Origin of the sequence: Leclercia sp. LSNIH8 (assembly GCF_002920195.1) — a bacterium.
Taxonomy (GTDB): Bacteria; Pseudomonadota; Gammaproteobacteria; order Enterobacterales; family Enterobacteriaceae; genus Enterobacter.
Genome location: NZ_PQJY01000003.1, coordinates 205,312 through 228,993 on the forward strand (window position 1 = coordinate 205,312; position 23,682 = coordinate 228,993).

Consider the following 23,682-nt stretch of genomic DNA (forward strand, 5'->3'; position numbering starts at 1 on the left):
GGCGCTGCGCTTGCACGGGCCTACAAGACCGTAGGCCGGGTAAGGCGCAGCCGCCACCCGGCGTATCCGCGAATGCAATGGTAAACAGGTTCGTTATCAGACCCAGGCCAGATTTTTCCGGCTTATTTTATTTTCATCAAGGAAACAGCAGGGCGTTTAACGTCCCGTCGTACAGAAGTTGACGGATGCTTTTTTAAGCTATAGCGTGGGATGGCATGTAAGTGCATAACACTACAGGATTTTCTTAAATGGAGTTTAACTAAATGGCAATCCCGCGCATTGCAGGCTGTATTATTCTTTCGTTGTCGACACGTCGGCAGATAATCCGCGACAGCACCGATCTGGAGGTGGTGCGATGAAGTGGCTGGCCGTTTTCCTGCTAGCGCTTATCTCACTTCCGGCAATGGCTGAAGAAACAGATTGGCCTTCCGCTCTGCGCGGCGTGGCTGCTGGCGAGGCGGAGTGGATTGAACAGATCCCGGCGCTGGCTGCAATCGCTGACGTTAAGCAGGCTCAACAACTTGAAGACGCGATGGCCTCAGCCTTGTCAACGAACACCACCGTTACGCTCCGGGTGATGCAAACCATTGATGCTGGAAAATGGCCGCACATGATTGGTAGCGACATCATCTGTACCCCTCCGACCGAGAAATCAGCGGCAGAGATCGAGGCGTTCTACCAGCGTACGCGGCAGGCGCTACTGAAAACGAGCGATGGCGCTAAGTGCCTCTGGATACTCGAAGCATCCTGGGAAGAGCTTAAAGCAGATAATAACCGTCAGGTTAAATAAAAAATTAACCCGGTCATGTCATGGCCGGGTTCTCCAGTTTGCGCACGTTAAGTGAAAACGGAATAAAACGTCAACCCGCTTAACGCGCCGCCAGCAGACAGAGCTGCAGCGCCGTGTTGTACGACGCCTCGAACGATTTCAACGGTAAAAACTCAAACTTCGAGTGGAAGTTATGGGCGCCGGTGAAGAAGTTTGGCGTTAACAGTCCCTTCGCCGAAAGCGCTGCACCGTCGGTGCCGCCGCGCATCGGGGTCGGTTTTGGCGTGATGCCTAAACTTTCCATCGCCTCGAACATCAGGTCGATTGCCCGGCGATCGTCACCCACCGCATTACTGATGTTGCTGTAGGTATCTTCGATATGCCAGCTCACCTTCGCGGTGGGATACTGGGCAGCGATTTTCTCCGCAACGTCGCCAATTTGTGCCTTGCGCGCGGCAAAGCTCTCACGGTCGAAATCACGAATGCTCGCCTTCAGCAACGCCTCGTTTTGCCCGGCCTGAATACCGTTAAACCAGATATAACCTTCGCGGCCCTCGGTATGCTCCGGTGTTTGTAGGCGATCGAAATGGTTGATGTAGTCGGTCGCCATCAGCAGCGGGTTCACCAGCACGCCCTTCGCCGACATCGGATGCGCCGTCACGCCGGTAAAGCGAATCTCCGCCGCCGCCGCGTTGAAGTTTTCGTAAACAATCTCCCCCAGCTCGCAGCAGTCGATGGTCCAGGCGAAATCGACATCAAAACGGGCCAGATCCAGCGCTTTCGCCCCGCACAGGCCAATCTCTTCGTCCGGCACAAAGGCCACCACGATGTCGCCATGCTGATGCTCAGCGGTGAGGTTCTCCAGCAGCGTCATCACCACCGTCACCGCCGATTTGTTGTCGGCACCCAGCACACTGGTACCGTCGCTGAAAATGATCTCTTCATTGGGATAAGCGAGGATTTCAGGGTGTTCGCTGACCCGCAGCCAGATATCTTTTTCGGCATTCAGGCAGAGATCATCTCCAGTAAAGGTGAGGATCTGTGGATGAATATCCGGTGACAAACCGACGTCAACGGTATCGATATGGGTGATAAAACCGATTCGCGGCGCGCCGGGTACATTGCCCTTTTTTACCGCGGTGACGGTGGCAAATTCGTCGATCACGATCTCCGACAAACCCAGCGTTTGCAGCTCTGCGGCCAGCATCCGTGCCATCTCATGCTGGCCGGGTGTGGAGGGCAGGGTTTTCACCTTTGGGTCGCTCTGGCTGGTGACGGCCAGGTAGCGAAAGAAGCGTTGGGTTAATTGTCTGGCGAGCGCAGAAGCCATGGTGGATCCTTCTTTATTTGAGTTATCAGGTGTTTGCAAAATCACTTTAATGATATTTATGGTTTGGCACGACAAAAATTCATTAGCCGTCAAATTAAAAGACAGGAAAACGCGATGAAAAGCAACCTCACAAAACTGGCGCTAACCGTCGCCGCGCTGACGGTCAGTTCCACCGTTGCCGCTAAAACGCTGGTCTATTGTTCCGAAGGATCGCCTGAGAACTTTAACCCGCAACTCTATACCTCGGGCACCAGCGTGGATGCCAGCGCGGTGCCGGTATATAACCGGCTGGTGGATTTTACGCCTGGCACTACCGATCTGGTGCCAAGCCTGGCCGAAAGCTGGGAGGTGAGTGAAGATGGCAAGGTCTACACCTTCCATCTGCGCAAGGGGGTGAAGTTCCAGAGCAACAAGCTGTTCACCCCAACGCGAGACTTTAACGCCGATGATGTGATCTTCTCGTTTATGCGGCAGAAAGATCCGAAGCATCCCTATCACAACGTCTCTAACGGTAACTATTCGAATTTTGAAAGCCTGGAGTTTGGCAAGCTGATTACCGCCATTGATAAAGTGGACGATCACACGGTGCGCTTCACCCTCGCTCATCCGGAAGCGCCGTTTGTCGCGGACTTAGCGTGGTACTTCGCCTCGATCCTCTCCGCCGAGTATGCGGATGCGATGATGAAAGCCGGCACGCCAGAGAAGGTGGATATGGAGCCGATTGGCACCGGGCCGTTTAAGCTGGCGAAATACCAGAAAGACTCGCGCATTCTGTTCACCGCCTTCCCGGAATACTGGCAGGGTAAAGCAAAACTGGATCGTCTGGTGTTCACCATCGTCCCGGACGCCTCGGTGCGCTTCGCCAAGCTGGAGAAAAACGAGTGTCAGGTAATGCCATTCCCGAACCCCGCCGACCTGCCGCGGATGAAGGCCAATAAAGATCTTAACCTGATGAGCAAGGCCGGGCTGAATACGGGTTTCCTGTCGTTTAACACCCAGAAACCGCCGCTGGATAATGTCAAAGTGCGTCAGGCGCTGGCGATGGCTATCAACAAACCGGCCATTATTGAGGCCGTCTTCCAGGGTACCGGAACGGCGGCCAAAAACCTGCTGCCGCCGGGCGTCTGGAGCGCAGACAGCGAGCTGAAGGATTACGATTACGATCCGGAAAAAGCCAAAGCCCTGCTGAAAGAGGCCGGGTTTGCCAACGGGATGACCATCGACCTGTGGGCGATGCCGGTACAGCGTCCGTACAACCCGAATGCCAAACGGATGGCCGAGATGATTCAGGCCGACTGGGCAAAAGTTGGCGTGCAGACCAAAGTTGTCACCTACGAGTGGGGTGAATACCTGAAGCGGGTGAAGGGCGGCGAGCATCAGGCGGCGCTGATGGGCTGGACAACCGCAACGGGCGACCCGGATAATTTCTTCGGCCCGCTCTTTACCTGTACCTCAGCCAACGGCGGTTCTAATTCCGCGAAATGGTGTTATCCGCCATTTGATAAAATTATTGCCGAGGCTAAATCCATTACCGATCACGATAAACGGGTGGCGTTATATAAACAGGCGCAGCAAATGATGCACGAACAAATGCCTGCGGTAATGATTGCGCACTCAACTATTTTCGAACCCGTCCGTAAAGAAGTCACGGGCTATGAAATAGACCCTTTCGGTAAACATTTATTCTGGCAAGTGGATGTAAAATAATCATTTATCACTGCCCGTTATCGTTACGGGCAATTTTTTTCAATTTGTGCTCTCTTCCTCATTTTTTGTCACTTTTTTTCCTGCCAACTTTTGCTATAACTTCAATTGCATATTTGCACTTCACAGGGATACACCCATTATGCGTACTAACACTTTATTTAAAGTTGCCGCGCTCTCCGGCCTGTTGCTTCTCGCTGGCTGTGCGTCAAAAGTGGCCGCGCCTGATCAATATTCAGGTTTTTTAAAAGACTACTCAGGGCTTAAAGAAACGACTTCCGCATCGGGCAAGCCAACGCTGCGCTGGGTTGATCAGTCTTATAACGAAGCGAACTACGACAGCATTATCTGGAACAATATCACCTATTATCCGGCACCAAAGCCAACGACCCAGATCGGCCAGCGTACGCTGGATGAACTGTTAAACTACACCAACACCAAAATGAAAACTGCTATCGGCCAGCGTAAGCCGATTGTGACGACGCCAGGTTCACGCAGCCTGATCTTCCGCGGCGCCATTACTGGTGTGAGCTCGCAGAAAGAAGGCCTGCAGTTCTATGAAGTTGTCCCTGTTGCGCTGGTCGTGGCGGGTACACAGATGGCAACCGGCCATCGTACCATGGATACCCACCTCTTCTTTGAAGGCGAGTTGATTGACGCTAAGACCAACAAGCCGGTCATCAAAGTGGTGCGTAAAGGGGAAGGTAAAGAGCTGAGTAATGAAAACACGCCAATGACCTTCGCAACCCTGAAGCAGGTTGTGGATGACATGGCGACCGATGCCACCATGTTTGACGTGCATAAAACCCAATAATATCAGGCCGGCCTGCAGCGTGCAGGCCGGTTTTTTTACGCCGTTCGCAACCGTCTGAACCAGTTCTCCGGACGGGCAAACATCACCAGATTCCCTGTTAAGATCAGCAGCAGCCCGGCAATGGCGTTGCTGTGCCAGACATAGCCTTCGTACACCGTCGAAAATGAGAGCGCGACCAGGGGGAATAGCAGGGTGCTGTAAGCCGCCTTGCCTGCGCCAATTCTTCCAACCAGCGTAAAGTAGGCACCAAAGGCAATCACCGAGCCAAAGAGCGCCAGATAGAGCAGGGCACCCATGTAGCTTACCGACCAGACCGGCGTAAAATCATCCCCGCGGATCAGCGCAATTGCCCCCATCACCAGCGTACCGTAGAGCATCGCCCAGGCGTTGGTGGTCATGGTCTCCAGACCATTGCGCTGGTGGCGCAGGCTGATCATATTGCCGAGCGAAAAACCGTAAGTGCCCAGCGCCGAGAGGGCAATGCCGAACAGCAGACCGGCACTCCAGCCGCTGGCTAACAGATCGTTCCAGAAAAGGGTAATAATGCCGAGCAGCCCCAGCGCCGCCGCCAGATAAAAACGCGCGGGCGGACGCTGACCAAAAAAGAGAAAACTGTTCAGGGCGTTATAGAGCACCGCCATGGAGAAAATTACCGACTCCAGCCCGGTATTGATATACGCCGCCGCGGTGTAAAAACACCAGAAATTAAAGCAAAAGACGCAGCATCCTTGCAGGCCGCAAAACAGATGGTCGCGCAAGGCCAGCGGACGCAGGCGGCGCAGAACCAGCAGCACCGCCATGATGGTGGCGGTGGCGACGGCAAAGCGCCAGAAAATAGAGACCGGCGCGGGAACCGGCCCCTGTTGTAGATAGATAGCAATCCAGGTGGTTCCCCAGATAATCACGACCAGAGCGTACAAAAATGCGTTCATCTTTTTTCTCTTATCAGCAAAGTCTGGGTCAGTATGGCGGCAGGGAGAATGACCTTCTTTCACAGACTTGCGGCGGACTTGCATATTCTTGCGCTTTTTTCCTGACCCGGGGTGGTACTGAAGGGCAGTTCTTTTTAGACTTGTTAACTCTTATTAACAACGGTGTGAGTGGTTATGGCTGAGACCTATGGTGCCTTTGAAAATCTGCGCAAACATAAAGCGGTATTACACAATGCCGTGGCGCTGAATTCAGGGATCCAGCTGGCGGCCTGGTCAAACAAGCGCGACACCATCACCCAGTATTGTGATCACCATACGCTCAGTCTCTATATCGCCGACGGCTACGAGAGCTATCACAAAACCACTGCCGGCTGGAAAAACGGCGGCGGGCCGGACCGTTTCTGCCTGATGCCGAAAGAGAGCGAGTCCACCTGGGATATTCGCGACGATCTGTCGTTTGTGCATCTCTACTGTACCGATGCCCATCTGCGTAACGTGGGGGAGCAGGTGTGGGACAAAAGCCCCTACAGCTTTACCCTGGACGAAAATCTGTTTGGTGACGACGCCAGCATTACCGCCCTGTATCGCCATTTTATCCTCGGCTGCGACTGGCAGCAGTCTGCCAATCAGCTCACGCTGAGTACCGCCTCCACGCTGCTCCTGACCCATCTGGTGCAGCACTACAGCAACGTCCAGTGGTCGCTGCCGACCATCACCGGTGGCCTGTCGCCGTTCGTCCTGCGTAATGTGCTGGCGTTTATCGAAGAGAATCTGGCCCAGCCGCTGACCCTGGCGGATCTGGCAGCCCAGGCCAGCTTAAGCGAGTTTCATTTTGCCCGTATGTTCCGTCAGTCGATGCAGATGGCGCCGCACCAGTACGTGATGCAGCGGCGGATGGAGAAGGCCAAAACCCTGGTGCGGACCACCCGCCAGCCGCTCACCGACATTGCCCTGGCATGCGGATTCAGCTCCGCCAGCCATTTCAGCAACCGCTTTCGCGCCGCCACCGGGCTTACGCCGTCCCAGCTACGTGCGGCGAGTGCGTAGCAGCAGGGCGTAGCAGACGCCGCCCGCCATCAGCCCCCAGAACGCCGAGCCTATCCCCGCAAGGGTTGCGCCGCTGGCGGTCAGCAGAAAGGTCACGATGGCGGCATCGCGTTCCGCCTCATTATGTAGCGCCTGATGCAGACTACCGCTGATGGTGCCCAGCAGCGCCAGACCTGCCAGCGTCTGGATCCAGCTTAGCGGCAGAGCCGCCATCAGCCCGCTAATCGAGCCGCCGAAAATGCCGGCCAGCAGGTAAAAGACGCCCGCCGCAGCCGCAGCCAGCCAGCGTTTACCGGCATCCGGGTGCGCATCCGGGCTCTGGCAGATGGCGGCGGTGATCGCCGCAATACAGATGGAGTAGACGCCAAACGGCGACAGCAGCAGCGCCAGGCCGCCGGTGACAATGATGAGCGGTGAGACGGCCACCGGATAGCCGGAGGCTTTCATCGTGGCGAACCCCGGCGCATTCTGTGACGCCATGGTGACTAAAAAGAAGGGCAGGCCGATGCTGATAAGGGTGGTGAGGTTGAAGGTGGGGGCGATAAATTCCGGCATTACCAGCGCGAAAGTCAGTTTTTCCGTGACAACGTCACCTTTCAGCGCCGCGACTAATCCGCCCACCAGCAGGGTAGCGACGATGGCGTAGCGTGGAGCAAAGGCTTTGGTCAGCAGCCAGGCCAGCAGCATACTGCCACACAGCAGCAGATGCCCCTCCAGATTGCTGAAGGCCTGTAACCCAAAGCGCAGCAGCACCCCGGCAAGCATCGCCGCCGCCAGTGAATGGGGAATGATCTTCATCAGCCGGGCGAACAGGCCGCTGACGCCACAGATAACGATCAGGGCATTGGCAAAAATAAAAATGCCGATGGTTTCTGAAAGCGTGACCCCTTGCAGGCTGGTTGCCAGCAGGGCGGCACCCGGTGTCGACCAGGCGGTAAGCACCGGTGCTTTATACCACCACGACAGCCCCAGCGTGCTGATCCCCATCCCCAGACCCAGGGCGGTCATCCAGCCTGCAATCTGCGGGGCCGTAGCGCCTGCCGCCGCTGCCGCTTGCCAGATAATGGCGGCAGAGCTGGCGTAGCCCACCAGGACGGCAACGAAACCGGACAAAACGGTTGGAAAGGTGAGCGAAGATGCGCGCATGGGAGCTCCGTTGTGCGTTATAACAGCCGTGAATGTAGCACTGTGCGTTATAGCATACAAGTGGTACACTCGCGGCAAGAGGAGGGGCTATGGACATTACGCAACATCTTGCAATTACGCTAAAAACGCTGCGCCAGGCGCGCGGCTGGAGCCTGTCAAAGCTGGCTGAAGAGACCGGAGTGTCGAAAGCGATGCTCGGCCAGGTGGAGCGGAACGAATCCAGCCCGACGGTCTCGACGCTGTGGAAAATCGCCACTGGGCTGAACGTGCCGTTCTCCACCTTTATCACGCCAGAAGCGGAAAACCCGCCGGTATTCGATCCCCAGCAGCAGGCGATGGTGGTGAAACCGCTCTTTCCCTGGGATGAGGCGCTGAAATACGATCATTTCTCGATTACCCTCGCGCCGGGCGCCCTCAGCGAATCCACCCCGCACGAGGCTGGGGTAATTGAGCATGTGGTGGTGATAAGCGGTGAGCTGGAGATGCAGATCGACGGCGTCTGGCAGACGCTTTTGCCCGATACCGGCCTGCGTTTTGCCGGGGATAAACCGCACGCCTACCGCAACAGCAGCGGCCAGACGGTGCACTTTCACTCACTCATCCATTATCCCCGATAAAGACACGTAAAACTGTTTCACTGGCCCATACTTCTGACTACAATAGCCGCCATTTTGACCATAACGGATAACGACGAAGTATGCGCCTGCCATCCCATCATCTTGAACTTTTAAGCCCGGCTCGTGACGCCGCCATTGCCCGTGAAGCGATCCTTCATGGTGCCGATGCGGTCTATATCGGCGGCCCTGGTTTTGGCGCCCGCCATAATGCCAGCAACAGCCTGCGCGATATCGCCGACCTGGTGCCGTTCGCCCACCGTTTTGGGGCGAAAGTGTTCGTGACCCTGAACACCATTCTTCATGATGATGAACTGGAACCGGCGCAGCGTCTGATTACCGACCTGTATCAGACCGGCGTTGATGCGCTGATCGTCCAGGATATGGGCGTCCTTGAGATGGATATCCCGCCGATCGAGTTGCACGCCAGTACCCAGTGCGATATCCGCACCGTGGAAAAAGCGAAGTTCCTCTCGGATGCCGGTTTTACCCAGATCGTGCTGGCCCGTGAACTGAACCTCAATCAGATCCGCGATATCCACCAGGCGACCGACGCTACCATCGAGTTCTTTATCCACGGCGCGCTGTGCGTGGCCTATTCCGGGCAGTGCAACATCTCCCACGCCCAGACCGGGCGCAGCGCCAACCGCGGCGACTGCTCCCAGGCGTGTCGTCTCCCCTATACCCTGAAAGACGATCAGGGCCGGGTGGTGGCGTTTGAAAAGCACCTCCTGTCGATGAAAGATAACGATCAGACCGCCAACCTGGGCGCGCTGATCGATGCGGGTGTGCGCTCCTTCAAGATTGAAGGGCGTTACAAAGACATGAGCTATGTGAAGAACATCACCGCCCATTACCGCCAGATGCTCGATGCCATTATTGAAGATCGCGGCGATCTGGCCCGCAGTTCCGCCGGCCGTACAGAGCACTTCTTTATTCCGTCTACGGACAAAACCTTCCATCGCGGCAGTACCGACTACTTTGTGAATGCGCGCAAAGGGGATATCGGAGCATTCGATTCGCCGAAATTTATCGGCCTGCCGGTGGGTGAAGTGCTGAAGGTCTCCAGAGAGCACCTGGATGTGGAAGTGACCGAACCGCTGGCGAATGGCGATGGCCTGAACGTGATGATCAAACGTGAAGTGGTCGGTTTTCGCGCCAACACGGTGGAGAAAACCGGTGAAAATCGCTACCGCGTCTGGCCAAACGAAATGCCTGCCGACCTGCATAAAGTGCGTCCGCATACGCCCCTGAACCGCAACCTGGACCATAACTGGCAGCAGGCGCTGCTGAAAACCTCCAGCGAGCGCCGCGTTGCGGTAGACATCGAGCTGGGCGGCTGGGAAGAGCAGCTGATCCTGACCATGACCAGCGAAGATGGTACCAGCGTCACCCACACCCTGGACGGGCAGTTTGAGGTGGCTAACAATGCCGAAAAAGCGCTGAACAACCTGAAGGATGGCGTCGCTAAGCTGGGTCAGACTATCTATTACGCCCGGGATATTCAGGTTAACCTGCCTGGCGCGCTCTTTGTGCCGAACAGCCTGCTGAACCAGTTCCGTCGTGAAACGGCCGAGATGCTGGACGCCGCGCGCCTGGCAAACTACCCACGTGGCAGCCGCAAAGCGGTCTCTGTACCGCCGCCGGTCTACCCGGAAACGCATCTCTCATTCCTGGCGAACGTCTACAACCACAAGGCGCGCGCGTTCTATCAGCGATATGGCGTTGAGCTGATTGATGCCGCGTATGAAGCCCACGAAGAGAAGGGCGACGTACCGGTGATGATCACCAAGCACTGCCTGCGCTTCGCCTTTAACCTCTGTCCGAAACAGGCCAAAGGCAATATCAAGAGCTGGAAGGCGACGCCGATGCAGCTGGTGAATGGTGATGAGGTGTTAACCCTGAAATTTGACTGCCGACCATGCGAGATGCACGTCATCGGCAAGATGAAAAATCACATCCTTAAAATGCCTCAGCCGGGCAGCGTGGTGGCTTCCGTCAGCCCTGACGATCTGCTCAAAACGCTGCCGAAGCGTAAAGGCGCGTAATTAAAGAAAATGTGTATCCGGTTTGCGCGACTTCTGCCAGTGGTGATGTTCGCGCAAGCCGTCTGCCGACTCTTCTGCCACCACCCGTAATTCATCGCTGTCCGCTTCGTGGCGCAGCTGCTGCTCGACGTTCTTCACCCAAAAAAATTCATGTCCTTTATGGCTGGCCATCAGTTGGCCGGAGAATAGGGCGCAGGTGAGCATTATTGCTGATAACGTTTTTTTAAACATCTTGCCACCGGTTGATTACGTTTGCGGAGTATGATGCCGATAGTTTCGTGAGGTTATTATTCGGTTTTTTAAAGGCGGGAAAGGATTTGTTGAGATTTGTAGGGATGGGGAAGGTGGGATATGCGACGGTTGAGGGAGTTCCGTTCACCTTGCGTTCCTTGCTTCTCTGCAAACCACGTCACCCGTGAACGTGTTAAGGGGGCTATCGCCGCCCCCTTAACAATCCCGGCTCCCGGCAAGAAAATCGCCGCTTCGCGGTGCCCTCAGCTTATTCCCTCCGGCTATCGGGTCGGGGGCGATCCTACATCCCTGTAGGTCGCCCCCTCTCGGCGCGTCCATGCGCCTCGCCCCAGCCTGCGGTCAACGCTTCGGCGATTTTCAGCCGGACCAGGGAGCCGCTGTAAATTGAGTGTTATGTAGCGGCCAAATTATCGCTTTAAGTTGGCTAGTGTGACTTAAACCCCGCCGCCGTCATCAGCACCCGGAAGAAAAACCCCACCAGCGCCAGGGCCAGCACGCTGCCGCCCCAGATAATCACCATCCACATCAGACGTTTCCAGACAGGTTGATTCATCAATGATAGCCCTCCCCAGGCTGGACTTTTCCGCGAAAAACGTAGTAACTCCAGAAAGTGTAGACAAGGATGATCGGGATAATAAACAACGCCCCCACCAGCATAAAGCCCTGGCTCTGGGCAGGCGCAGCGGCCTGCCAGAGGGTGATGGACGGCGGAATGATATGCGGCCAGATGCTGATCCCAAGCCCGCTAAAGCCAAGAAAGATTAACCCGAGAGTCAGCACGAACGGCAGATGGTGGCTATGCGGGTTATCCAGGCAGCGCCACTGCCACAGGCCCAGCAGTGCCACCAGTAGCGGAACCGGCAGCAGGAAGAACAGGTTCGGCAGGCTAAACCAGCGATCGGCAATGGCCGGGTGCGCCAGCGGTGTCCAGAGGCTGATCGCCGCAATGATGACCAACAGCGCCAGCAGCAGGCGCTTCGATATCTGACGCATCCGACCCTGGAGCGGGTTTTCACTTTTCATCACCAGCCAGGTGGCACCCAGCAGGGCGTAAGCCACTACCAACCCCAGGCCGCAGAAGAGGCTGAAGGGCGTAAACCAGTCGAACGGCCCCCCGGCAAAAGCGCGACCGCTGACCGGAAAGCCGGTGATCACCGCCCCCACGACCATCCCCTGGGTAAAGGTGGCGAGCAGTGAACCGCCAATAAACGCCTTATCCCAGAAGGGACGGTGTGCGGGCGTTGCCTTAAAGCGGAACTCGAACGCCACCCCGCGGAAAATCAGCCCGATCAGCATTAAGGTCAGCGGAATGGTCAGGGCATCAATAATCACCGCATAAGCCAGCGGAAAGGCGCCGAACAGCGCAGCTCCGCCCAGCACCAGCCAGGTTTCGTTCCCGTCCCACACCGGGGCGACGCTGTTGACCATCACGTCCCGGTCATCCGCGTCCTTGATGGCGGGAAACAGAATACCGATACCGAGATCGAAGCCGTCCATCACGATGTACATCAGGGTGGCAAAGACAATAATCACAAACCAGATCAGGGAGAGATCGATGCCCATTATGGTGTCTCCTTGTGAGTGAATTCAGCGCTCGCGGCCGAGAGCGGGCGCGCCGGGCGGCCATCGTTTTCGGTCGGGAAGCTCTCTTCTTCCTGCGGTCCTTTTTTAATCAGGCGCACCATGTAGCTATAACCAACGCCAAAGACCGAGGTGTAGACCACGATAAAGGCCAGCAGGCTGATGCTCATGTGCAGATCGCCATGGGCCGATACGGCATCTCTGGTGCGCTGGAGCCCATACACCACCCAGGGCTGACGGCCTACTTCGGTGGTCACCCATCCGGCGAGAATCGCAATTAAGCCCGACGGTCCCATCAGCAGGGCAAACCACAGGAAAGGCCGGGAGTAATAGAGCCGCTGCCTGTAGCGCAGCCACAGGGCGATCGCGCCCAGGAGCAGCATCAGCAAGCCCAGCCCGACCATAATGCGGAACGACCAGAAGACGATGGTTGAGTTGGGCCGATCCGCTTTCGGGAATTCTTTCAACGCCGGAACCTGCTTATCCAGGCTGTGGGTGAGGATCAGGCTGCCGAGCGCCGGGATCTCAAGGCCGTAGCGGGTGCGCTCTTGCGCCATATCCGGCCAGCCAAACAGCAGCAGCGGCGTCGGCTCGCCGGGCGGGTTCTCCCAGTGGCCCTCAATGGCGGCAATTTTGGCCGGCTGATGCTTCAGGGTGTTGAGGCCATGCATATCCCCGACCAGCGCCTGAATGGGGGCGACGATCAGCGTCATCCACAGAGCCATGGAGAACATGCGGCGAATGGCGGGGGTATTGTTCCCGCGCAGCAGATGCCAGGCCGCCGAGGCCGCGACAAACAGCGCGCTGCTGAGAAACGCGGCAATCGACATATGCAGCAGGCGATAGGGGAAGGAGGGGTTGAACACCACCGCCAACCAGTCCACCGGCACCACCTGGCCGTTGACGATCTCATAGCCCTGCGGAGTCTGCATCCAGCTGTTGGAGGCGAGGATCCAAAAGGTGGAGATAATCGTGCCCAGCGCCACCATACAGGTGGCAAAGAAGTGCAGCCCTGGCCCCACTTTGTTCCAGCCGAAAAGCATCACCCCCAGGAAACCCGCTTCGAGGAAGAAGGCGGTGAGCACTTCATAGGTCAGCAGCGGGCCGGTAATGCTGCCCGCAAACTGGGAAAAACCGCTCCAGTTGGTGCCAAACTGGTAGGCCATCACCAGCCCGGAGACCACGCCCATGCCAAAGTTGACGGCGAAGATCTTCGACCAGAAATGGTACAGCGAGCGCCAGACGGGGTTTTTGCTTTTTAGCCATAGTCCCTCCAGCACCGCCAGATAGCTGGCGAGGCCAATGGTAATCGCCGGGAAAATAATGTGAAAGGAGACAGTAAAAGCAAACTGGATCCTCGCAAGAACAAACGCATCTAAACCAAACATGCACAACCTCAAGGTCAATCGGTGTGACTGTTATGGTAAATCAGCACAAAAATCAGTATCAGAGACAGAAAAGAGGAATTTTTGTATAACAGTTTTAAAAAGCAGGGCGTTATCCGGGAGTGTTATAGTCAGTTGCCACAACGCCCGGCGGCGCTTCGCTTGCGCGGGCCTACGGGGAGAGGTTTTGTAGGCCGGGTAAGGCGATAAAGGGGCGAGAGCCCCTTTACGGTTAGTGGGCCTTACGTTTTTGCATATGACGGGAGATTAGCCAGATTAAAAGCGTGGTTAAAAGCAGCGATAATAGAGACAACGCGAAAATGTAGCGGTCGTACCATTCGGCCTCGGTCAAAAAACCAAATTTATCTGTATAAAGGTCATATAGCCAGATATCGGGCATAACGATACAAATTAACGAATAAACCAGACACAGAAGAGCTAACTCCATCAACCATATTATTACAGTAGTACTGGGTTTCATCCTGAAGGCCTGTTTTTCATGAGTTAAAAACACGCGCTACTTAACATCGGTTCTGTGACAAAAGCCAGTCACATTGTGCCATAATTAATGCAAATATATTATGAGGTTATATAACTAATTTCACACAATGACGTGAAAATAACGTCCCGTGTATTATCCATTTCACGGGACCTCTATTATTTTACGCGTCCCGCCAGCCCATCGCCGGTGCTACATGCTTCAGAATCGACTCAATCACATGCACGTTATACTCCACGCCCAGCTGGTTCGGCACCGTCAGTAAGAGCGTATCCGCTTCGGCAATCGCTTCGTCCTGTTTCAACTGGGCAATCAGCTTGTCCGGCTCGGCGGCATAGCTGCGCCCGAAGATGGCACGGGTTTTCTCATCCAGATAACCCACGCTGTCGCTTTCGTTACGGCTGGAGCCGAAGTACATCCGGTCGCGATCGTCCATCAGGGCGAAAATGCTGCGGCTGACCGAGACGCGCGGGGTGCGGGTATGTCCCGCTTCGGCCCAGGCGGCACGGTAGGCGCGGATCTGTTTTGCCTGCTGAATATGGAACGGCTCGCCGGTTTCGTCATCTTTCAGGGTAGAGCTTTGCAGGTTCATCCCGAGCTTCGCGGCCCACACGGCGGTGGCATTAGAGCCTGCGCCCCACCAGATGCGATCCCGTAGTCCTTCGGCGTGCGGCTCCACGCGCAGCAGGCCCGGCGGGTTAGGGAACATCGGCTGTGGGTTGGGTTTAGCAAACCCTTCGCCGCGCAGCACATCCAGCAGCACTTCGGTGTGACGGCGCGCCATATCCGACTCGTTTTCACCTTCGCCCGGCACGTAACCAAAATAACGCCAGCCATCGATCACCTGTTCCGGCGAGCCGCGGCTGATCCCCAGCTGTAAGCGTCCGCCAGAGATCAAGTCGGCTGAGCCCGCATCTTCCGCCATATAGAGCGGGTTTTCATAGCGCATATCGATTACGCCGGTGCCGATCTCAATCCGGCTGGTTTTTGCGCCGATTGCGGCCAGCAGCGGGAAGGGGGAGGCGAGCTGGCGGGCAAAATGATGCACCCGGAAATAAGCGCCATCCGCGCCCAGCTCTTCGGCGGCGACCGCCAGATCGATAGACTGTAGCAGCGCATCAGCGGCGCTGCGGGTGCCGGACTGAGGTGACGGTGTCCAGTGACCAAATGATAAAAAACCGATCTTTTTCATTCCGGGGTTTCCTGATTTCTGAGAAACAACATAACCCTTACTTTACGGATTACCCGGCGAGAAGAAATGGCGTTTATTTCACAGATGAGGTCAAAAATTTTGAATGAATTCAGCGGCTCTGCCTGTTTTATGGAATGTTAGCGTAAATACCGCTTGCATCCTTCCATCATTAATGCGTTAATGATTTTTCGGTTTGAAATCCAAAAAATATCTGAAGCAGTTTCTAAAGCAATCTCATCACGTTGTGCCTCTCCACAGTCGCTCCTGGGTTTTATCTTTACGCTCTGATTAGTTTTGTCTCAGACCTTTATTGCCTTTAAGGCCCATTAGTTTTTACGTGTATACGTACAGGAGATTTACATGAGTTCTACTATCCATTTTCGTTGCCCATGCTGTCATGGTTCGCAGTTCCGTACTTCTATTTTCGACGTGTCTGAAAAAAATCCACACGGTGCGAAGTGCATTTTCTGCAAATCTTCCATGATCACCCTCGACCATTTAGCGGCCTCCCGTCATGCCCGCCAGGTCCCGTTTGAGCTGCGTAAATAATCCAGTCAGGCGCCGTCACGCCTGCTGACTTTCCTCTCTCACCTATAACAGTTTATTAATTCTGCCTTTTTTCTCCTGCTGATATACTATGTAACGCAGCAAGGAGAACCCGATGAAAAAATACCAGCGCCTGGCGCAGCAAATCATTTCGCAGATCGATCTGGGCGTCTGGCAGCCCGGCGATAAGCTGCCCTCCCTGCGTGAGCAGGTGACCAGCAGCGGGCTGAGCTTTATGACCGTCGGCCATGCGTACCAGATGCTGGAGAGCCAGGGGCACATTGTGGCGCGCCCACAGTCGGGTTATTACGTCGCCGCCCGTCCCAGCGGAGAGCAGCCGATGCCGCCCGCGCAGGTAATGCGCGACGAAGCGGTGGATATCAATACCTATATCTTCGATGTGCTGCAGGCCAGCCGCGATCCCGCGGTGGTGCCCTTTGCCTCGGCCTTTCCCGATCCGCGTCTCTTTCCCTTACAGCAGCTGAACCGCTCCCTGGCGAACGTCAGTAAAACCGCCACCGCCATGAGCGTGATCGAGAACCTGCCGCCGGGCAATGTCGATCTGCGCCACGCCATCGCCCGCCGCTATGCCCAACAGGGGATGAACATCTCCCCGGATGAAATTGTGATTACCGCGGGCGCGCTGGAAGCCCTGAACCTCAGCCTGCAGGCGGTCACCGAGCCGGGCGACTGGGTGATTGTGGAGAATCCCTGCTTCTACGGTGCGCTGCAGGCGCTGGAAAGGCTGAAGCTGAAGGCGCTGTCGGTGGCAACCGACGTGCGCGACGGTATCGATCTCAACGCCCTGGCGCAGGCGCTGAACGACTACCCGGTAAAAGCCTGCTGGCTGATGACCAACGCGCAGAACCCGCTGGGCTTTACCCTCAGCGCCGATAAAAAAGCGCAGCTTGTCGAATTACTCGCCCGGCACAACGTCACCCTGATTGAAGATGATGTTTACAGCGAGCTCTATTATGGCCGCGAAAAGCCGCTCCCGGCGAAAGCCTGGGATCGCAGCGACATGACCCTGCACTGCTCCTCCTTCTCCAAATGCCTGGTGGCCGGGTTTCGCATTGGCTGGGTCGCCGCCGGGAAACATGCCCGCCGCATCCAGCAGCTTCAACTGATGAGCACCTTATCCACCAGCTCGCCCATGCAGCTGGCGCTGGTGGATTATCTCGCCACCAAACGTTATGACGCCCATCTCAGGCGCCTGCGCCGCACGCTGGCGGAGCGTAAACAGCAGGCGTGGCAGGCGCTGCTCCGCCATCTGCCCAATGAGGTGAAAATTCACCACAGCGACAGCGGCTATTTTTTATGGCTGGAGCTGCCCGCGCCGCTGGATGCCGGGGAGCTCAGCGCCCGGGCGCTGAAGCACCACATCAGCATTGCGCCGGGCAAAATGTTCTCCACCTCCGATACCTGGACGCCCTTTTTCCGCTTCAATACTTCGTGGGCCTGGGGAGAGCGGGAGGAGCAGGCGGTGATCCAGTTAGGGCAAATAATTAGCGGGATGTTAAAAACGCAAAAATAAGTTTTTCTCGCTATTGATCGCAGCCGCTAAATAATCATTTCTTATCCTGTTAATCACGCCGCAATTAATTTGCGGCGTTTTTTATTATCGCTCATAGGAAATATGCATAACCTCTTCGCCTGCTAACCCCTTGTCTATAATCCAGTTACCGGGGAATGCGCCCCCGGTCACAACCTGGTGAAATTTCTCAGGCCTGCCGGGTGCGCTGCAATGGCGCGGTCTACGTTTAATTAAGGAGATATTCTACCGGCACGGCTGCCTTCTGATTTCATTACGACAGGAGTAATACGTATGAGCAAAACATTTGCCCGTAGCAGCCTGTGCGCGCTCGGCATGACTATTTTGACTGCGCAGGCGGCAGAGCCGCCAAAAGAGATCGGCAAAGGCGAAGGACGTCTGGATATCATTGCCTGGCCGGGCTATATCGAACGGGGCGAGACCGATAAAAACTACGACTGGGTCACCCAGTTTGAAAAAGAGACCGGCTGTAAAGTGAACGTCAAAACCGCCGCGACATCCGATGAGATGGTGAGCCTGATGGCGAAGGGCGGTTACGACCTGGTGACCGCCTCCGGCGACGCCTCCCTGCGCCTGATCATGGGCAAACGCGTTCAGCCCATCAATCCGGACCTGATCCCCAACTGGAAAACCCTCGACCCCAGGATCGTCAAAGGGGAGTGGTTCAACGTTAACGGCAAGGCCTACGGCACACCCTATCAGTGGGGGCCAAACCTGCTGATGTACAACACCAAAACCTTCCCGACCCCGCCTGACACCTGGGGCGTGGTGTTTAAAGAACAGACACTGCCGGACGGTAAATCCAACAAAGGGCGCGTGCAGGCCTACGATGGACCGATCTACATTGCCGATGCGGCGCTGTATGTCAAAGCCACCCAGCCGGATCTGGGCATCACCGATCCCTACCAGTTGACGGAAGCGCAATACACGGCGGTGTTAAACGTATTGAAAGATCAGCATGCGCTGGTCCACCGCTACTGGCACGACACGACGGTGCAGATGAGTGACTTCAAAAACGAAGGGGTGGTGGCTTCCAGCGCCTGGCCCTATCAGTCCAACGCCCTGAAAGGGGAGAATCAGCCGATAGGCACCGTCTTCCCGAAAGAGGGGGTGACGGGGTGGGCGGATACCACCATGCTGCACGCCGATGCCAAACACCCGATGTGTGCCTATAAGTGGATGAACTGGTCCCTGACGCCAAAAGTGCAGGGCGATCTGGCGGCGTGGTTCGGTTCCCTGCCGGTGGTGGCAGAAGGCTGTAAAGCCAGCACTCTGCTGGGCGATAAAGGCTGTGAAACTAACGGCTACACCTATTTCGACAAGATCCTGTTCTGGAAAACCCCAGTCGCCAACGGCGGCAAATTCGTCCCTTACAGCCGCTGGGTTCAGGACTACATCGCCATCATGGGCGGTCGTTAAGCGCAGGGAGCGGATTATGACCTACGCAGTAGAGTTTAACGATGTCTCCCGCCTGTATGGCGACGTGCGTGCGGTGGATGGAGTAACGATCCGGATCCGTGACGGGGAGTTTTTCTCCATGCTGGGGCCTTCGGGCTCCGGCAAAACCACCTGCCTGCGCCTGATTGCCGGTTTCGAACAGCTGAGCGGCGGCGCTATATCTATCTTTGGCAAAGACGCCAGCGAACTCCCTCCGTGGGATCGCGACGTCAATACCGTCTTTCAGGACTATGCCCTGTTTCCCCATATGAACATCCTCGAGAATGTGGCCTACGGGCTGATGGTGAAGGGGATCAACAAGTCCACCCGCCAGGCTCAGGCCCGCGAGGCGCTGGAGAAGGTCGGCCTCAGTTTTGCCGAAGCGCGCAAGCCATCCCAGCTCTCCGGCGGCCAGCGTCAGCGGGTGGCGATTGCCCGGGCGCTGGTCAATCAACCCCGTGTTCTGCTGCTGGACGAACCCCTCGGTGCGCTCGATCTCAAGCTGCGGGAGCAGATGCAGTTTGAGCTAAAAAAACTGCAGCAGGAGCTGGGGATCACCTTTATTTTCGTCACCCACGATCAGGGGGAAGCACTGTCGATGTCCGACCGGGTGGCGGTCTTTAACAACGGGCGAATCGAGCAGGTGGATACCCCGCGGGAGCTCTATCTGCGTCCACGCACCCCGTTCGTCGCCAGCTTCGTTGGCACCTCGAACGTCTTTACCGATACCACCGCCCGGCGCGTCTGCGGCATGACCGGTAGCTACTCCCTGCGCCCGGAGCATATTCGGCTGGACGGGCAGGGTGAAATCCAGGTGCAGGGCCAGGTGCAGGCGGTGCAGTTTCAGGGGGCGGCGACCCGTTACGAGCTGCGGCTTGCCGAGGGGGAGAAACTGCTGGTGAGCCAGGCCAACCTGACCGGCTCCGCGCTGGCCCCGGGGGTTGAGGCCGGGCAGCAGGTGACCGCCTCGTGGGCGCGCGATGCTATGGTGCCGCTGCATGAGGAGAGGTGAAATGGATATGAGCGTTTCGCCGCCACCAGCTTCGCACGGCCTGCCGGGGCGTCTGTCGGCGCTGTTCTGGCGCAGGCCGTCGCTGGGGCTGTTTTTACTCCTGCTCGGGCCGCTGATGTGGTTTGGCATTGTCTATCTCGGGTCGCTGTTCACCCTGCTGTGGCAGGGGTTCTACACCTTCGATGACTTCACCATGGCGGTCACGCCGGATCTGACCTTCGCCAACATTCGCGCGCTGTTTAATCCTGCCAACTACGACATCATCCTGCGTACCCTGACGATGGCGATTGCTGTCACCATCGGCAGTGCGATTCTGGCCTTCCCGATGGCCTGGTATATGGCGCGCTACACCCACGGAAAGTGGAAAGCCTTCTTCTATATCGCGGTGATGCTGCCGATGTGGGCCAGTTATATCGTCAAGGCCTATGCCTGGACGCTACTGCTGGCAAAAGATGGCGTGGCACAGTGGTTTCTCAGCCATATGGGGCTGGAGCCGCTGCTCACCTCGCTGTTGACGGTGCCGGGCGTGGGAGGCAGTACGCTCTCCACCTCCGGGTTGGGGCGCTTTCTGGTATTCGTCTATATCTGGCTGCCGTTTATGATCCTGCCGGTGCAGGCGGCGCTGGAGCGGCTGCCGCCGTCGTTGCTGCAGGCCTCAGCCGATCTCGGCGCCCGGCCGCGGCAGACCTTCCGCTATGTCGTGCTGCCCCTGGCGATCCCGGGCATCGCTGCCGGGTCGATCTTCACCTTCTCCCTGACGCTGGGCGACTTCATCGTGCCGCAGCTGGTGGGGCCGCCAGGCTACTTTATCGGGCAGATGGTCTACTCCCAGCAGGGGGCGATTGGCAATATGCCTATGGCGGCGGCCTTTACGCTGGTGCCGATTGTTCTCATTACTCTCTATCTGGCGTTCGTGAAGCGCCTGGGAGCGTTTGATGCACTCTGAACGCGCACCGCTGTTTCTGAAAATCGCCACCTGGGGCGGGGTGATCTTCCTCCACTTCCCGCTGCTGATTATTGCCATCTATGCTTTTAATACCGAGGACGCGGCCTTCAGTTTTCCGCCACAGGGGCTGACGCTGAAGTGGTTCAGTGCCGCGGCGACGCGCAGCGACATTATTGAAGCCGTGACGTTGTCACTTAAAATCGCGGCTTTGTCGACGGCCATTGCGCTGGTGCTGGGCACTCTGGCGGCCGCGGCGTTATGGCGGCGGGAGTTCTTTGGCAAGAACGCGGTATCGCTGATGCTGATCCTGCCTATCGCCCTGCCGGGGATCATCACCGGTCTGGCGCTGCTGACGGCGTTCAAGACCATTAATCTGGAGCCCGGTTTCTTTACCATCATTCTCGGTCACGCCACATTCTGCGTGGTGGTGGTGTTCAATAATGTGATTGCCCGTTTCCGGCGCACCTCCTGGAGCCTGGTTGAAGCCTCGATGGATTTAGGTGCCAACGGCTGGCAAACCTTTCGCTATGTGGTGCTGCCCAATCTGGGCTCGGCGCTGCTGGCGGGGGGCATGCTGGCGTTCGCCCTGTCGTTCGATGAGATTATTGTGACGACCTTTACCGCCGGACATGAGCGCACGTTACCGCTGTGGCTGTTAAACCAGCTTGGGCGTCCGCGCGATGTACCGGTAACAAACGTGGTGGCACTGCTGGTTATGCTGGTGACTGCCATTCCCATTCTGGGGGCCTGGTGGCTGACCCGCGACGGCGAAAACGTAGCCGGAAGCGGGAAATAACCTTGACTGAAACAGGACAAAGCTATGCAAACTCAACTGCTGATTAATGGTGAACTGGTCAACGGCGAAGGGGAAAAGCAGCCGGTCTATAACCCTGCCACCGGTGAGGTGCTGCTGGAGATCGCCGAGGCTTCTCCCGCCCAGGTGGACGCAGCTGTGCAGGCCGCGGACCGCGCGTTTGCCAGCTGGGGGCGGACCACGCCGAAAAGCCGCGCCGAATGCCTGCTGAAACTGGCGGACACCATCGACGCTCAGGCCGACACCTTAGCCCGGCTGGAGTCGCAGAACTGCGGCAAACCGCTGCACTGCGTGAGGGGAGATGAAATCCCGGCGATTGCCGACGTGTTCCGCTTCTTTGCCGGGGCGGCGCGTACCCTGCACGGTTCGGCGGCAGGAGAATATCTGGAAGGGCACACCTCCATGATTCGCCGCGACCCGGTTGGCGTTGTCGCCTCGATTGCGCCGTGGAACTATCCCCTGATGATGGCGGCGTGGAAGCTGGCTCCTGCGCTGGCGGCCGGTAACTGCGTGGTGCTCAAACCCTCTGAAATCACGCCGCTCACCGCCCTCAAGCTGGCAGAGCTGGCAAAAGATATCTTCCCGGCCGGGGTCATTAACGTGCTGTTTGGCCGGGGTAAAACCGTGGGCGACCCGCTGACCGGGCACGAAAAGGTGCGCATGGTGTCGCTCACCGGCTCTATCGCCACCGGCGAACATATCATCGGCCATACCGCCTCGACGATTAAGCGCACCCATATGGAGCTGGGCGGTAAAGCGCCGGTGATTGTCTTTGATGATGCCGATCTCGACGCGGTGGTGGAGGGGGTACGCACCTTTGGCTTTTACAACGCCGGGCAGGACTGTACCGCAGCCTGTCGTATCTACGCCCAAAAAGGGATATACGCCGCGCTTGTGGAAAAACTGGGCGCCGCGGTCGCCAGCCTGAAGATCGGCGATCCGAATGACGAGAGCACCGAGCTGGGTCCGTTAAGCTCCCAGGCGCATCTCGACCGGGTGTGCAAAGCGGTGGATGAGGCGAAAGCCCTGGGACATGTACAGGTGATCACCGGCGGCAGCAAGCACGACGGTAAAGGTTACTGGTTCCAGCCCACCGTGCTGGCAGGGGCGAAGCAGGAGGATGCCATCGTCCAGCGGGAGGTGTTTGGTCCGGTGGTGAGCGTGACTTCATTCGACGACGAAGAGGAGGTGCTGAACTGGGCTAACGATTCACAGTATGGGCTGGCCTCTTCCGTGTGGACCCAGGACGTGGGCCGCGCGCACCGCGTCAGCGCCCACCTCCAGTACGGCTGCACCTGGGTGAATACCCACTTTATGCTGGTGAGCGAAATGCCCCACGGCGGGATGAAAATGTCGGGCTACGGCAAGGACATGTCGGTGTATGGTCTGGAAGATTACACCGTGGTTCGTCATATCATGTTTAAGCACTGATCTGTGCCCAGCGCCGGTTGCGGCACGGCAACCGGCGCGCAATAATATATTTTATTGAATACATTAACTTAGAAATATATTTAGCTGGCCCCGACGGATTTAAAGACGCTGCAGCTGGAAAATAGCGATATGGCCTCCGAGGCGGGGGCCAGAAAATGTATGGGATTACTGGATGCCGCGTTGGAGAAAGTGAGCAGCTATCGGGGGCAGTATGGCGCGATGATGAACCGGTTTGAATCCAGCAAAGCGGTGCTCTCGCAGCAGGGCGTGGCGATGCAGGCCGCCCGCAGTCGCATCCAGGATGCCGACTATGCCGCCGAGGCCAGCCAGCTCGCCCGGGCGCAGATCCTGGAGCAGAGCCAGAATGCGGCCCTGAAAATGGCGAATCAGGTGCCGCAAACGGTGCTTGAACTGCTCAAAATGTAAGAAGGGAGCGGCGCGGTAATCTACCAGCCGCACACCTCGTGCTCGTTTTCCGTGTCGTAGGCGCGCACGGTGTTCACCAGCTCTTTCACCACGTCGGCAGCGACATCCGGGACGAGCAGCTCCATGGGAGCATCCGTCTCGTAATCCACCGACACCCCATTGCTGTTATTGGTGACGGTAACGGTATACGTTGCTTTGCCCATGA

23 protein-coding genes are annotated in these 23,682 nt (G+C 57.0%); 14 read left to right on the forward strand and 9 right to left on the reverse strand.

The window, feature by feature from the left end:
- Window positions 1-355: 355 nt before the first annotated feature.
- A complete protein-coding gene (locus C3406_RS09435) occupies window positions 356-790 on the forward strand; it encodes a hypothetical protein (RefSeq protein ID WP_103822072.1) in 435 nt (144 codons plus the stop codon).
- A 79-nt stretch (window positions 791-869) separates the two neighbouring features.
- Here C3406_RS09435 and pepT read toward each other — a convergent pair whose 3' ends face one another.
- Window positions 870-2,099 (reverse strand): peptidase T, encoded by a 1,230-nt coding sequence (gene pepT / locus C3406_RS09440; protein WP_103822071.1) that lies wholly within the window; start codon window positions 2,097-2,099, stop codon window positions 870-872.
- A gap of 114 nt (window positions 2,100-2,213) precedes the next feature.
- On the opposite strand from pepT, the gene C3406_RS09445 reads away from it, so the two are divergent.
- Window positions 2,214-3,806 carry an ABC transporter substrate-binding protein gene (locus C3406_RS09445; RefSeq protein ID WP_103822070.1) on the forward strand — a complete coding sequence of 531 codons (1,593 nt, stop codon included), beginning with the start codon at window positions 2,214-2,216 and terminating at the stop codon, window positions 3,804-3,806.
- Between the two features lie 139 nt (window positions 3,807-3,945).
- Window positions 3,946-4,617: a DUF3313 domain-containing protein gene (locus C3406_RS09450; RefSeq protein WP_103822069.1), complete on the forward strand. Its 672-nt coding sequence runs from the start codon at window positions 3,946-3,948 to the stop codon at window positions 4,615-4,617.
- Window positions 4,618-4,652: 35 nt separating this feature from the next.
- Here C3406_RS09450 and C3406_RS09455 read toward each other — a convergent pair whose 3' ends face one another.
- Window positions 4,653-5,549 (reverse strand): DMT family transporter, encoded by an 897-nt coding sequence (locus C3406_RS09455; RefSeq protein ID WP_103822068.1) that lies wholly within the window; start codon window positions 5,547-5,549, stop codon window positions 4,653-4,655.
- 174 nt (window positions 5,550-5,723) lie between these two features.
- Here C3406_RS09455 and C3406_RS09460 point away from each other — a divergent pair, with 174 nt between their 5' ends.
- Window positions 5,724-6,596 (forward strand): AraC family transcriptional regulator, encoded by an 873-nt coding sequence (locus C3406_RS09460; RefSeq protein WP_103822067.1) that lies wholly within the window; start codon window positions 5,724-5,726, stop codon window positions 6,594-6,596.
- On the opposite strand, the gene C3406_RS09465 is transcribed toward C3406_RS09460, so the two are convergent.
- Window positions 6,576-7,763: a benzoate/H(+) symporter BenE family transporter gene (locus C3406_RS09465; protein WP_255410156.1), complete on the reverse strand. Its 1,188-nt coding sequence runs from the start codon at window positions 7,761-7,763 to the stop codon at window positions 6,576-6,578. The genes C3406_RS09460 and C3406_RS09465 overlap by 21 nt on opposite strands.
- A 68-nt stretch (window positions 7,764-7,831) precedes the next feature.
- Here C3406_RS09465 and C3406_RS09470 point away from each other — a divergent pair, with 68 nt between their 5' ends.
- Window positions 7,832-8,359: a helix-turn-helix domain-containing protein gene (locus C3406_RS09470; RefSeq protein ID WP_103179718.1), complete on the forward strand. Its 528-nt coding sequence runs from the start codon at window positions 7,832-7,834 to the stop codon at window positions 8,357-8,359.
- 80 nt (window positions 8,360-8,439) lie between these two features.
- Window positions 8,440-10,404 (forward strand): peptidase U32 family protein, encoded by a 1,965-nt coding sequence (locus C3406_RS09475; RefSeq protein ID WP_103822065.1) that lies wholly within the window; start codon window positions 8,440-8,442, stop codon window positions 10,402-10,404.
- On the opposite strand, the gene C3406_RS09480 is transcribed toward C3406_RS09475, so the two are convergent.
- The 5 genes from C3406_RS09480 to C3406_RS09510 form a co-directional block, all read right to left on the reverse strand.
- Window positions 10,405-10,635: a DUF2554 family protein gene (locus C3406_RS09480; protein WP_103822064.1), complete on the reverse strand. Its 231-nt coding sequence runs from the start codon at window positions 10,633-10,635 to the stop codon at window positions 10,405-10,407.
- Between the two features lie 445 nt (window positions 10,636-11,080).
- Window positions 11,081-11,209, reverse strand: a complete 129-nt coding sequence (locus C3406_RS09490) for a DUF2474 domain-containing protein (RefSeq protein ID WP_103822063.1) — start codon at window positions 11,207-11,209, stop codon at window positions 11,081-11,083.
- Window positions 11,209-12,219: a cytochrome d ubiquinol oxidase subunit II gene (gene cydB / locus C3406_RS09495; RefSeq protein ID WP_103822062.1), complete on the reverse strand. Its 1,011-nt coding sequence runs from the start codon at window positions 12,217-12,219 to the stop codon at window positions 11,209-11,211. The genes C3406_RS09490 and cydB overlap by 1 nt, the downstream gene beginning before the upstream one ends.
- Window positions 12,219-13,625 (reverse strand): cytochrome ubiquinol oxidase subunit I, encoded by a 1,407-nt coding sequence (locus C3406_RS09500; protein ID WP_103822061.1) that lies wholly within the window; start codon window positions 13,623-13,625, stop codon window positions 12,219-12,221. The genes cydB and C3406_RS09500 overlap by 1 nt, the downstream gene beginning before the upstream one ends.
- Window positions 13,626-14,284: 659 nt before the next feature.
- The gene (locus C3406_RS09510; RefSeq protein WP_103822059.1) at window positions 14,285-15,313 is read right to left on the reverse strand and encodes an LLM class flavin-dependent oxidoreductase; all 1,029 of its coding nucleotides are present in this window, start codon (window positions 15,311-15,313) and stop codon (window positions 14,285-14,287) included.
- Between the two features lie 360 nt (window positions 15,314-15,673).
- On the opposite strand from C3406_RS09510, the gene ymcF reads away from it, so the two are divergent.
- From ymcF to C3406_RS09550, 8 genes are all read left to right on the forward strand, one after another.
- On the forward strand, window positions 15,674-15,862 hold the full coding sequence (gene ymcF, locus C3406_RS09515; RefSeq protein WP_039028652.1) for a cold shock small protein YmcF: 189 nt from the start codon (window positions 15,674-15,676) through the stop codon (window positions 15,860-15,862).
- A 112-nt stretch (window positions 15,863-15,974) separates the two neighbouring features.
- A complete protein-coding gene (locus C3406_RS09520; protein WP_103822058.1) occupies window positions 15,975-17,393 on the forward strand; it encodes an aminotransferase-like domain-containing protein in 1,419 nt (472 codons plus the stop codon).
- Between the two features lie 291 nt (window positions 17,394-17,684).
- Window positions 17,685-18,830: a putative ABC transporter substrate-binding protein YdcS gene (gene ydcS / locus C3406_RS09525; RefSeq protein ID WP_103822057.1), complete on the forward strand. Its 1,146-nt coding sequence runs from the start codon at window positions 17,685-17,687 to the stop codon at window positions 18,828-18,830.
- Window positions 18,831-18,846: 16 nt separating this feature from the next.
- On the forward strand, window positions 18,847-19,860 hold the full coding sequence (locus C3406_RS09530) for an ABC transporter ATP-binding protein (RefSeq protein WP_103822056.1): 1,014 nt from the start codon (window positions 18,847-18,849) through the stop codon (window positions 19,858-19,860).
- A 1-nt stretch (window position 19,861) separates the two neighbouring features.
- On the forward strand, window positions 19,862-20,806 hold the full coding sequence (locus C3406_RS09535; protein ID WP_103822055.1) for an ABC transporter permease: 945 nt from the start codon (window positions 19,862-19,864) through the stop codon (window positions 20,804-20,806).
- Window positions 20,796-21,602, forward strand: a complete 807-nt coding sequence (locus C3406_RS09540) for an ABC transporter permease (protein ID WP_103822054.1) — start codon at window positions 20,796-20,798, stop codon at window positions 21,600-21,602. The genes C3406_RS09535 and C3406_RS09540 overlap by 11 nt, the downstream gene beginning before the upstream one ends.
- Before the next feature lie 24 nt (window positions 21,603-21,626).
- Window positions 21,627-23,051, forward strand: a complete 1,425-nt coding sequence (gene patD / locus C3406_RS09545) for an aminobutyraldehyde dehydrogenase (RefSeq protein ID WP_103822053.1) — start codon at window positions 21,627-21,629, stop codon at window positions 23,049-23,051.
- Between the two features lie 159 nt (window positions 23,052-23,210).
- Window positions 23,211-23,477 carry a flagellin gene (locus C3406_RS09550; RefSeq protein ID WP_476629935.1) on the forward strand — a complete coding sequence of 89 codons (267 nt, stop codon included), beginning with the start codon at window positions 23,211-23,213 and terminating at the stop codon, window positions 23,475-23,477.
- A 20-nt stretch (window positions 23,478-23,497) separates the two neighbouring features.
- Here C3406_RS09550 and C3406_RS09555 read toward each other — a convergent pair whose 3' ends face one another.
- The gene (locus C3406_RS09555; RefSeq protein ID WP_103179704.1) at window positions 23,498-23,680 is read right to left on the reverse strand and encodes a DUF1869 domain-containing protein; all 183 of its coding nucleotides are present in this window, start codon (window positions 23,678-23,680) and stop codon (window positions 23,498-23,500) included.
- Window positions 23,681-23,682 lie beyond the last annotated feature (2 nt).